The following is a 10,321-nucleotide window of genomic DNA, read 5'->3' as shown; positions in this document are numbered from 1 at the left end:
TACTTGGGGGGGCCAACCCTCCCGCCGGGGGGCGGGTTCTTTTTTGTGGGGGGGGGGGGGGGGGGGCCCCCCCCCCAAACCCCCCCCCCCCCCCGGGGGGGGGGGCCCCCCCCCCGGCCCCCGCCGTCCCAGCGCAACCACACAAACCCCGGTGGTAGGAGGACGTCAGACCTTGCGGTAGCGGGACTGGACGATGGAGAACAGCCCGTACGCGGCGATGCCAATGGCGGTCAGAGCCAGCAGCCACGGCCCATACGTCTGCTGCGCCAAGACGTTCAGAGTGGCGTCGAGACCGCGAGCCTTGTCCGGGTCGTACTGGACAGCGGCGATCAGGAACAAAACACCGGCGATGCCGTACGCGGTGCCCTTGGCGGCGTAGCCGGCGACGCCGAGCCGCTCGCTGAGCCGGCGCATCTGCGCGGACATCTGGCTCATCTTCAGGTGCTTCTCGAACTTCTTCCGCAGGCCGTAGATCACCAGCCCGATACCGATCGCGGCGATGGCGATGCCCGCCAGCCCCACGGTGATGCGGCCACCACTGGAGGCCATCAGGTCCTCGCTGGCCTTCTGCTGGGTGTCGGCGCTGGAAGCCTTCTTGCCCCGCAGCACCTTGATCCCGGTCCAGGCGAAGTACGCGTAGAACAGGGCCCGGCCGGCGGAGGCGAGGCGCTCGTACAGGCGGTGGCGGCCTCGCTCGGCGCGGTGGCCGATCGCGGCCTCGAGGAGCTGCCAGAGCGTCATGGCGACCAGGCCGATGACGAGGACCACGATGAGGAACGTGCCGAAGGGCTTCTCGGCGAGGTTGTGCAGGGCGCCGGACTGGTCTCCGTCGGTGCCGGAGCCGCTGAACGCGATCTGCAGGATCAGCCAGGCGAAGAGGAGGTGGATGACGCCGTACCCGACGAGGCCGGCACGGGTGAGATGTTCCAGCCAGCTGCTGTTGGCGGTACGGGAGGCCGCGCCGTGGGCCTGCGAGGGGAGAGAGGGCATGGCGGAATATTTGACCGAAACAGCGTTCCCCGAAACGTGCCCCCTTGCAGGCGGCACGTTAAGCGGCGATGACCCGTGCTGCGTGGAAGATGTCGGCTGGTAGCGGGTGATGCAGTTGCCACTGGATGCGCATCGGCCGATCACCGGTGTGCGACACGTACGTCATCGGGCCCGCGTAGAGGTACGGCGGCACCCCCAAGTCTCCGTCGGCATCCTTCACCTCACGCACAAAGAGGTGCACCGTCGAGCCGTGAGTGGCGTGCTGGATGTAGCGCTGACCCGTCCCGGACGCCGATGATGTCGTGCTTTGCGACTCCCACTGGAACAACGTGTCGGTGATGGCGCGGTCCTGATACATCGTGGTGGGTGAATAGTGCTGCTCCGTCTTCGTGAGCGTGACGAAGAAGATGTCCGCGTTCTCCTCCGGCAGCCACTTGACGCCCTCGCGGATGTTGGACGGGTCCGGAATGCCGAAGGCTGTCCCGATCTCGTTGCGGGAGTAGCGGGCGTGGATCCGCAACGGATTGACTCCGGCCGGGTCCATCGGGAAAGTGACCCGTTCAATCCTGGATTCGAGGACGTCGGCTAGCTGGCGGATTTCGGCGCGGCGCTGCGGAAAGGCCGCAAGCCGTTGGGCAACGTCTGCGCGCGGGTCGCCAAAGAAGGCCTGGCCCATCATGGCGCCGAGCCGGCCGCGGACCGAACGACCATCGGCCACCTCGCGAAGGGCTCGAAGCCGATCGGGATCATCAATATGCAGCATCCTGCCGATCGCTGTGCTGACGGCCGAGTCGTCACCGCTTGCGGGCGTTTGCAGGCCGGCTTCCTCGCGCAGGCCGGTCCAGCCGCGACCACCCTTCCGGCGGTAGAGGTCCTCGACCTCAAACCCGGTCTCCGCAAGGAACGTCGCGAGTGGGACGTCACTGAGCCGGCGAAGCTCAGCCACCATGTCCTTGCGCTGCAATCGGAGAGCGGCCCGGATGTTGTCCAGCACGATCTTCTTTGCCACCCGATCCAACTCGATGTGGCAGCCGGCCGGCAGCGTGGGAAAGTCGTGCTCGACGTCGTGGGCCAAAGTGCGCCGGGTGGCGCCGGTCAAGGCGCGGTATCGCAGGTCGAACCGGAACTCACCGTGCTGACCGCCGATGAAGTCGAGAACGGTCAAACACGCCTTGTCGTCCGAGAGGCGCAGGCCACGCCCGAGCTGCTGCAGGAAGATCGTCGCGCTCTCAGTAGGGCGCAACATCAGAATGGTGTCGACCCGGGGCAGGTCGACACCCTCGTTGAAAAGGTCAACGGTGAAGAGCAGGCTCAGGTCGCCGCGCTCAAGCTCCCGAACTGCCTCCCGCTGCTTTGCTCCGTCCACCTGCGAGTGCAGCGCGAGGGCCGGGATACCGACCTGGTTGAAGCGTTCGGCCATGAAGTTGGCGTGCTTGATGCTGACGCAGAAGCCGATGCCCCGCATCCGGGAGATGTCGACGGTCTTGCGAACGGCTTCGACAACAAGCCGGGCCCGAGCATCGTCGCCGGTGTAGACGTTCTCCAGCTCACTGATGTCATAACCTCGGCCGCGCTTCCAGCGCAGGCTGGACAGGTTGACCTCGTCGTGCACCCCGAAGTATTGGAAGGGGGCGAGGAGCTGCCGTTCCAGCGCCTCCCATAGGCGCAGCTCCACAGCGGTATGACCGTTGAACCAGTGCCAGATGTCCTTGCCGTCGGCGCGTTCCGGGGTGGCCGTGAGCCCGAGCAGAATGTGCGGCTTGAGTCTCTGCAACAGGCGTCGGTAGGTGGGCGCCTCGGAATGATGGAACTCGTCAACGATCACCATGTCGAACTGACCCGGATCAAGATCATCAACGATCTGGTGGAGTGACTGCACCGAAGCGAAGACGTGCCGCCAATCCTTGGGGCGCTCGCCGCCCACGAAGAGCTCGCCAAACGTCCCGTCCCGGAGCACCTGACGAAACACCGCCTGGCTCTGCTGCAAGATGCGCTCCTGGTGCGCGACGAACAGCAGAGAGTTGATGCCACTTTGGCGCAGGCGCCGATAGTCCAGCCCTGCCACAACGGTCTTGCCGGTGCCGGTGGCCATGACCACAAGATTGTGGCGACGGCCGTGCACCACGCGCTCGGCATCGAGGCGTTCCAGGATCTCCTGTTGGTAGGGATAGGGCCGCACATCAAGGCTGGTGATGTCGATGGGTAAATCACCCGGCCGGGGGCCGCCGGCCGTGGTGAGCGCCTGACGGAGCCGCTCACGGTCCTCCGGGTTGTGCGGGTTGTAAGGCTCAAACGCGGGGTCGTTCCAGTACTCCACGAAGGTCGCTCGGATGGTCTCGACCACGGCATCCTGCTCGAGCTGGGACAGCCGGACGTTCCACTCCAGGCCGTCGATCAGCGCGCTCTTCGACAGGTTGGAAGAGCCGACGTACGCGGTGCTGGCCCCGCTTTTCCGGAGGAACATCCACGACTTGGCGTGCAGCCGGGTCGTGCGCGTCTCATACGAGATGCGGATTTCCGCGCCCAACTCGGCAAGCTTGTCGAGCGCCCGCTGCTCGGTGGCGCCCATGTAGGTCGTCGTGATGATGCGCAGGTGTCCCCCACGTGCGGTCAGTTCACGAACGGCGTCCTGCAACAGGCGCACCCCGTGCCACTTGATGAAGGCGCAGAGCAACTGCACCTCATCGGCCGAGGCCATCTCCTTGTTGACTTCAGAGCCGATACGAGGCTGGCCGCGCCCGTTGGTGAGCAGGGCACCGGACGCCAGCGGGGTCTCCGGCCGCACCGGAAAGGTCACGTCCGCGGGGGCCTGGGGGCGCGGCACGATGGCCGTGAGCAGCTCTGCCGGCGTACTCAGAAAGTCTTCGGGCTGGACCACCCGCGGAGCCGCCGCCGTCTTGATCGCCTCGGTGATGGTGTTGGCGAGCTCCAGTTGCGCAGTCAGGCGCGCGACGCCCTGGCCGGGCACCGCCTTGAGGGCCCTTTCGGCGAGGGCGGTGATGTGCCGGCTCAATATCTGGTGGGAATCGGCGGGATCAAGGCCGGCACGATCGACGAGGTCGGAGTCGATGGAAGCCAGGCTCTGCTCGATGCCACGCGTGATGACGTGCTCATACGCGCCCTCAGTAAGGTCGGTCACGCCGGCAACATAGCGGGTGGGTCCGACACCGTCGCGTAGTGCGCGGCCGTCATCAGTCGGGAGATACCGGGTCCGATAGCGTGACCTGCGTTGGCACCGACGCGGCTAAGGGGAACTCGTGGAGCTGTTGCACTCGGGGAAGGTTCGGGATGTCTACGCCGATGGCGCTGACATTCTGCTCGTCGCTTCTGATCGGGTCTCGATCTACGACGTGGTGCTGCCCACCGCCATCCCCGACAAGGGGAAGATTCTCACCCAGCTGTCGCTCTGGTGGTTCGACCAGCTTTCCGATGTTGTGCCCAACCATGTCATCTCCGCCACCGATGTGCCTGCCGAGTGGGCCGGGCGCGCTGTTCGGTGTGAGCGGCTTGAGATGGTCATGGTGGAGTGCATTGCCCGGGGTTATCTTGCCGGGTCCGGGCTCAAGGAGTACGAGAAGGATCGTGCGGTTTCCGGGGTGGCGCTGCCCGAGGGGCTGATCGAGGGGTCCAGGCTGCCCGAGCCGATTTTCACCCCCACCACCAAGGTGGCGCCGGGTGAGGGGCATGACGAGTTCATCACGTACGGCGATGTGGAGGTCTCGGTCGGCGCTGATGTTGCCGCCGAGCTGCGGCGGATCACGTTGGAGGTTTACCGGCGGGGGTCCGAGGTTGCCGCCGGCAAGGGGATCATCATTGCCGACACCAAGATTGAGCTGGGGTTCTCCGGTGGGGCGTTGAAGCTCGGCGACGAGTTGCTCACGCCTGACTCGTCGCGGTTCTGGGCCGCCGACGAGTGGCAGCCCGGTGGCACGCAGCGGTATCTCGACAAGCAGTTCCTGCGGGACTGGTCCTCGTCGTTGACCGGCTGGGACCGGACCGCTCCGGGGCCGGAGATTCCCGACGCGGTCGTGGAGGCCACGCGGAACCGGTACGTCGAGGTTTATGAGCGGCTCACCGGCGACCGCTGGCGTTAGTCCGAGGCTCGGGCGTCCTCGTCGGTGGCCGCGTCCTCCGGATCGGTCATGGCGTACCTCCGAGGGCGGTGCGGAGCAGAGGAGTGCGCCCACCCGCGTCGTTGCGGGTGGGCTGCGTCCGGGCTACCCCGGGTGTATCCGGCGAAAACCCGCGGTCAGGCCCAGGCGACCGTGTTGTCGTGGGAGAGCCGGGGCATCCGGGGGAACCATGGGTCCTTGCCCGGGTGCCCGATGTTCACCACGAGCAGCGTCTTGAACCGGCCGTCGGGGAAGAATTCCTTGTTGATCGCTTCGCCGTCGTAGCCTGCCATCGGGCCCGCGACCAGGCCTTCCGCCCGTACCGCCAGCAGGAAGTAGCCGATCTGCAGGCCGGCGCTGAACCGGCCCATGCCGTCGCGCATCTCCGGGGCGTCCGCCAGGACGTCCTTCAGGGCGGGGTTGATCGGGAAGACCTCCGGCACGTGCTCGTGGAAGTCGGTGTCGACCGCGAGGACGGCGGTGACCGGCGCCGCCGCGGTCTTGGCCCGGTTGCCCTCGTTCATGTGCGCGACCAGGCGCTCCTTGCGCTCCGGGGTCCGCACGTAGAGCACCCGCAGCGGCTGGAGGTTGGCCGCGGTCGGCGGCCACTTGGCCAGCTCCCACACGGCGGCCAGTTCCTCGTCGGTGACCGGGGTCGGCGCGAAGGAGTTCGCGGTGCGGGCCTCGGTGAAGAGCAGCGCTCGGCCGGCCTCGTCCAGGCGGGGCAGACGGCTCACGGCAGCTTCAGAAATAGTATCCACTTCGAAAAAGCTAGTGGCTTCAGGGTGCAAAGTACTAGGGAAGTGAGCTTCGGAACAGGCGGGAATATCTAGCAAGGGAGGTGCTCGTCGGCCCAGCGGGAGATCTGGTCGAGCGCCGGCATCAATGCCTGACCGCGGTCGGTCAGCGCGTAGGTCACGGTGACCGGGGGGCCGGCGTCGACCGTACGGCTGATCAGGCCCGTCTCGGCCAGCGAGACCAGCCGGTTGGACAGCACCGAGTCGCTGATGCCGTCGATGCTGCGGGACAACTCGCGGAAGCCGGCCGGGCCGGCGGCCAGGCTGCCGAGCACCGCCGCGTTCCATCGCTTGCCCAGGAACTGGAAGGCGCGCGCCAGTGCCGCATCGCCACGGGCGCACTGCGCCGCATCGACGTGGGTGTGTTCGGGCGCGGTCGTCACCTGCCCAAGGTACCGCGCGGCAGCCGGCGCCTGCTCTGCTGTTTCGCTGGTCAGCGGGGGCGAGAAGGGGCAGAAAGCGGCAAACGCCCACTGTCCACTTGAGGGTGACCTGGCCGACCGCGTGGTCGAGGCGCCCGGTCGCCGTCCCTACAGCGTGGCGGCGATCCGTCCCAGCAACGTCACCATGTGGGTCACCGTGGGGGTGGGGCGGCGGTTCGTGGCGGCGAAGATCCGCCGTACCGAGACGTCGTCGTCCGGGTGCAGGCGCAGCAGCACCAGGTCGGCGGGGGTGGCGCGGATGGCGAGGGCGGGCACCAGCGCGACGCCGAGGCCGGCCGCGACGCAGCCCAGTTTGCCGGTCCATTCGGCCGCCACGATGTCGATCCGCGGGCGGAAGCCGCTGGGCAGGCCCGCCCGCAGCAAGGTCTCCTCGGCGGTGGCGGAACCGGCGATGAACGAGTCACCGGCCAGCTCCGCCAGCCGTACGGTGTGCCGGCCGGCCAGCGGGTGCCCGGGTGCGACGGCGACCAGCAACTGCTCGTCGAGCAGGTGGTGCAGGTCGAAGCGGGCGGTGTCCAGCGGGTGGTCCGGTGGGGCGCTGACCACGGCCAGGTCGGCGTCGCCCGCGGCCAGCCGGTCCAGCAGGGCGGGGGTCAGGCCCTCCAACAGGGACAACTGCGCTTTCGGGTACGCCGTACGGAATGCGGCCAGGGCCCGGGGCACCAGAGCGGCCACCGCCGTCGGGAAGGCGCCCACCCGCAGCCGGCCGCCGCCGACGTCCCGCAGGGAATCCAGGTCCCGCTGCGCCGTGCGCAGCCGCTCCAGCGTCGCCTCGGCGTGCGGCAGCAGCGCGCGGCCCTGCTCGGTCAGCGCGACACCGCGCGGCAACCGGTCGAACAGGTCGGCGTTGAGGTCCTTCTCCAGCACGGCGATCTGCCGCGAGACGGCCGACTGGGTGTAGCCGAGCACCCGCGCGGCCCGGGTGAACGACCCGCCGTGGGCGACCGCCACGAACACCTCAAGGCTCTGGGTCTGCACCACCTCATGCTAGAAGCGCATGGCTGCGGTGCGAAATGCTCGCTGGTGACATGGCTCGAACGCTTCTAGCGTCGTCGGCATGGCGCATATTGCTGTTCTCGGCACCGGGCGGATGGGGGCCGCGATCACGCGCCGGCTGCTCGACACCGGGCACCGGGTGACCGTCTGGAACCGTACAGCTGAGAAGACCGAAGCGCTGGTGGCCGCGGGTGCGCGGGCCGCGCCGACGCCGGCCGTGCCGGACGCCGAGGTGGTCATCACGATGCTCACCGACGCCGCGGCGGTCCGCGACGTGGTCGCGGCGGCCGACCTGCGGCCCGGCAGCGTGCTGGTCGAGATGTCCACCATCGGGCCGGCCGCGATCCGCGAGCTGCGCGTCCCCGACGGGGTCGAGGTCGTGGACGCGCCCGTGCTGGGCAGCGTCGCCGCCGCCGAGTCGGGTCAGCTGACCGTGCTGGCCGGGGGCAAGATGGGGCGGGCGCGGCCGGTGCTGGAGTCGCTGGGCTCGGTGCGGCACTGCGGTGACCTGGGCAGCGGGGCCGCGTTGAAGTTGGTCGCCAACACCGCGCTGGTCACCGGGCTCGCCGCGCTGGCCGACACGATGGTGGTGGCCCGGGCCCTCGGCGTGGACGCCGAGGCGGCGCTGTCGGTGCTCGCAAGGGGCGCGCTCGCCGGCGCGGTCACCCGGGTGACCGCCGTCGGGGCCGCGTTCCCGGTCGCGCTGGCGGCCAAGGATCTTGACCTGGTGCTGGGCCTGGCCGACCCGCCGGTGGTGCGGGCAGCCGCTGCCGTGCTGCGGGAAGCGCCGGAGCGGGACGCCGATCTCGGCACGATCGTCCGGGCGGCGACATGAGGCTCACACTGGACAATCCGCGGTCCGTTGCGGCGCCGTTCGGTGACAGGTTCGCCCACGTGGCCCGGCTTGATCTCGCGGGCGGGGCGCTGCTGATGCTCTCCGGCCAGGTCGCCGTCGACGATGACGGCGCGGTGATCGCGCCGGGGGACATCACGGCGCAGGCGGAGCGGATCTTCGAGATCGTCGGTGGGCTGCTGGCCGCGCACGGTGCCGGCTTCGGCGACGTGCTGCACATACGGTCGTACCTGACCGATCTGGCGCAGCTGGGCGGCTACGCGGCCGTCCGTCGGAAGGTCTTCACCGGCAGGCCGCCGGCGAGCACCACGGTTGAGGTCAGCCGGCTCTTCCTGCCCGGCGCGGTGCTGGAGGTCGAGGTCACCGCGGCGAGGTGAGCAGGTTCTCGGCTTCGCGGCGCTTGGGCCAGGCGGCCTTGCTGCCGCAACCCTCGCAGCTCAACTGCTCACCGCAGTGCGAGCACCAGTCGTTGGTGCGCCGCAGATACCAGCCCAGGGCGACGCCGGCCAGCAAGCTCGCCAGCCCTATTACCGCCGCGAGGGCGATGGCACCGGTCACGAGGGCAGGCCACCCATCGCCGAAGCGCCGTCGCTGCCGATCCGGGGGCGACGTGTCATCAGCGGTCCGCAGCCACGGCGGTCCAGGGCCGGGTCCTCGTCCGCGCGGGTGGTCACGTAGGAAGCGGTGAACGTGTCCACACCGGTGCCCCGGTGGGATCCCGGCCGGTACGTCACGGTGACCGCGCGCGGCGAAGCCGCCTCGATCACTCCGGCTCGCCAGCCGTCGCGGTAGACCCAGACCGGGTCGGCCTTGTGGTAGCTGTCGGCCGGCGCGACATCCGCCGGGTCTCGCTGGGGTGGGGCTATGGACGGGGTCGACATTCGAGAGCCTCCTGTTTCCGGGACTCGGTCGTCGGGCGGACACCGGGCGGTTGATTCGGCGCCGGCAACCCCGTGTCGTCCGCCTGACCCGCTGAGAGGTCAAACTTTTCAGCACGCTGTGTCAGCACCCAAGCAACCGCCTGTCAGATATCATGCTCTGGATCAAGTGCGTCCGCAAGGCCGTCTGCACGTGCATCTGACTCGTGCGCGTCGGCGAAGGGGCCGATCGATCGGTTTCCGGTCGGACGATCTCACCCTTAGGATGCTCTGAGGCGAAGAGGTGCAACTTGCATCCGGTGATGATCGATAGGAGCAAGGTGAGCGCGGGTACGCAGGAGGAGTCGCCGAACAGCGGCCCCACCGTGCTGCGCATCCTGCTCGGTGCCCAGCTGCGGCGGTTGCGCGAGGGCAAGGGGATCAGCCGGGAGGACGCGGGCTACGAGATCCGTGCCTCGGGCTCGAAGATCAGCCGGATGGAGCTCGGCCGGGTCAGCTTCAAGGAGCGCGACGTCGCCGACCTGCTCAGCATGTACGGCGTGCAGGACACCGCCGAGCGTGAGGCGCTGCTCGGGCTGGCCCGGCAGGCCAACAACCCCGGCTGGTGGCACCACTACGGCGACATCCTGCCGCCCTGGTTCCAGTCCTATCTGGGCCTGGAGGCGGCGGCGACGCTGATCCGGACGTACGAGATCCAGTTTGTCCCCGGCCTGCTCCAGACGCCGGAGTACGCCCGGGCCGTCATCCTGCTCGGCCACGCCGGCGCGACCGCCGACGAGATCGACCGCCGGGTCGAGCTGCGCCGGCAGCGCCAGCAGATCCTGGACCGGATCGAGCCGCCGCAGCTGTGGGCGGTCATCGACGAGGCCGTGCTGCGCCGGCCGATCGGTGGCCCCGAGGTCATGCGGGCCCAGATCGAGGCGCTGATCGAGGCCGCCAAGAAGCCGAACATCCGGCTCCAGATCATCCCGTTCCACGCCGGTGGGCACGCGGCGGCCGGTGGGCCGTTCGCCATCCTGCGGTTCCCGGAGCCGGAGCTGCCCGACGTGGTCTACGTCGAGCAGCTCACGAGCGCCATCTATCTGGAAAAGCGCGACGACGTCGATCACTACGCAATCGCGATGGAACGCGTCTGCATCGATGCCGAGCCGCCGAACCACACCCAGGAGATCCTCGGCAAGCTCCTCCATGAGGTCGGCCGGCTCGCCTGAGGCCCACCGTCTCGCCTGAGGCCCACTGTGGAGTGGTTTCC

At 68.7% G+C, this 10,321-nt stretch carries 11 protein-coding genes; 4 read left to right on the top strand and 7 right to left on the bottom strand.

Annotation, left to right across the window (positions count from 1 at the left end):
• Positions 1 to 165: 165 nt before the first annotated feature.
• Both ACIBQZ_RS18115 and ACIBQZ_RS18110 read right to left on the bottom strand, forming a co-directional pair.
• Complete coding sequence (locus ACIBQZ_RS18115; protein ID WP_396089805.1) at positions 166 to 990, bottom strand: DUF1206 domain-containing protein; 825 nt, start codon at positions 988 to 990, stop codon at positions 166 to 168.
• A 58-nt stretch (positions 991 to 1,048) separates the two neighbouring features.
• Entirely contained in the window at positions 1,049 to 4,129 is a 3,081-nt protein-coding gene (locus ACIBQZ_RS18110) for a DUF3427 domain-containing protein (protein ID WP_396089803.1), read from the bottom strand.
• A gap of 118 nt (positions 4,130 to 4,247) precedes the next feature.
• On the opposite strand from ACIBQZ_RS18110, the gene ACIBQZ_RS18105 reads away from it, so the two are divergent.
• Positions 4,248 to 5,084: a phosphoribosylaminoimidazolesuccinocarboxamide synthase gene (locus ACIBQZ_RS18105; RefSeq protein ID WP_396089801.1), complete on the top strand. Its 837-nt coding sequence runs from the start codon at positions 4,248 to 4,250 to the stop codon at positions 5,082 to 5,084.
• A gap of 155 nt (positions 5,085 to 5,239) precedes the next feature.
• Here the strand turns inward: ACIBQZ_RS18105 and ACIBQZ_RS18100 are convergent, their stop codons facing one another.
• From ACIBQZ_RS18100 to ACIBQZ_RS18090, 3 genes are all read right to left on the bottom strand, one after another.
• Positions 5,240 to 5,839 carry a malonic semialdehyde reductase gene (locus ACIBQZ_RS18100; RefSeq protein WP_396089799.1) on the bottom strand — a complete coding sequence of 200 codons (600 nt, stop codon included), beginning with the start codon at positions 5,837 to 5,839 and terminating at the stop codon, positions 5,240 to 5,242.
• A gap of 92 nt (positions 5,840 to 5,931) precedes the next feature.
• The gene (locus tag ACIBQZ_RS18095) at positions 5,932 to 6,282 is read right to left on the bottom strand and encodes a winged helix-turn-helix transcriptional regulator (protein WP_396089798.1); all 351 of its coding nucleotides are present in this window, start codon (positions 6,280 to 6,282) and stop codon (positions 5,932 to 5,934) included.
• Positions 6,283 to 6,429: 147 nt separating this feature from the next.
• Positions 6,430 to 7,320, bottom strand: coding sequence for a LysR family transcriptional regulator (locus tag ACIBQZ_RS18090; protein WP_396089796.1), 891 nt, complete (start codon positions 7,318 to 7,320; stop codon positions 6,430 to 6,432).
• A 79-nt stretch (positions 7,321 to 7,399) separates the two neighbouring features.
• Here ACIBQZ_RS18090 and ACIBQZ_RS18085 point away from each other — a divergent pair, with 79 nt between their 5' ends.
• Positions 7,400 to 8,173 carry an NAD(P)-dependent oxidoreductase gene (locus ACIBQZ_RS18085; RefSeq protein WP_396089795.1) on the top strand — a complete coding sequence of 258 codons (774 nt, stop codon included), beginning with the start codon at positions 7,400 to 7,402 and terminating at the stop codon, positions 8,171 to 8,173.
• A complete protein-coding gene (locus ACIBQZ_RS18080; RefSeq protein ID WP_396089794.1) occupies positions 8,170 to 8,568 on the top strand; it encodes a RidA family protein in 399 nt (132 codons plus the stop codon). Before ACIBQZ_RS18085 ends, ACIBQZ_RS18080 begins: the two co-directional genes overlap by 4 nt.
• Here the strand turns inward: ACIBQZ_RS18080 and ACIBQZ_RS18075 are convergent.
• Together ACIBQZ_RS18075 and ACIBQZ_RS18070 are read right to left on the bottom strand one after the other, a co-directional pair.
• Positions 8,552 to 8,749, bottom strand: coding sequence for a hypothetical protein (locus ACIBQZ_RS18075; RefSeq protein ID WP_396089792.1), 198 nt, complete (start codon positions 8,747 to 8,749; stop codon positions 8,552 to 8,554). The two genes, ACIBQZ_RS18080 and ACIBQZ_RS18075, sit on opposite strands and share 17 nt — an antisense overlap.
• Entirely contained in the window at positions 8,746 to 9,072 is a 327-nt protein-coding gene (locus ACIBQZ_RS18070) for a hypothetical protein (protein ID WP_396089791.1), read from the bottom strand. Before ACIBQZ_RS18070 ends, ACIBQZ_RS18075 begins: the two co-directional genes overlap by 4 nt.
• Before the next feature lie 317 nt (positions 9,073 to 9,389).
• Between ACIBQZ_RS18070 and ACIBQZ_RS18065 the strand changes: the two genes are divergently transcribed.
• On the top strand, positions 9,390 to 10,280 hold the full coding sequence (locus tag ACIBQZ_RS18065) for a helix-turn-helix domain-containing protein (protein ID WP_396089790.1): 891 nt from the start codon (positions 9,390 to 9,392) through the stop codon (positions 10,278 to 10,280).
• Positions 10,281 to 10,321 lie beyond the last annotated feature (41 nt).

The sequence above is a fragment of the Actinoplanes sp. NPDC049599 genome (assembly GCF_044465625.1).
In the GTDB taxonomy this organism is placed as follows: Bacteria; Actinomycetota; Actinomycetes; order Mycobacteriales; family Micromonosporaceae; genus Actinoplanes.
Note: the sequence above shows the minus strand (reverse complement) of the source record. Positions and strands in the feature narration are given on the sequence as shown.

Excerpts from the sequence above, each read along its gene's own strand:
- ACIBQZ_RS18085 (WP_396089795.1), top strand. The coding sequence starts at position 7,400 with ATGGCGCATATTGCTGTTCTCGGCACCGGGCGGATGGGGGCCGCGATC.
- ACIBQZ_RS18080 (WP_396089794.1), top strand. The coding sequence starts at position 8,170 with ATGAGGCTCACACTGGACAATCCGCGGTCCGTTGCGGCGCCGTTCGGT.
- ACIBQZ_RS18115 (WP_396089805.1), bottom strand. The coding sequence starts at position 990 with ATGCCCTCTCTCCCCTCGCAGGCCCACGGCGCGGCCTCCCGTACCGCC.
- ACIBQZ_RS18070 (WP_396089791.1), bottom strand. The coding sequence starts at position 9,072 with ATGTCGACCCCGTCCATAGCCCCACCCCAGCGAGACCCGGCGGATGTC.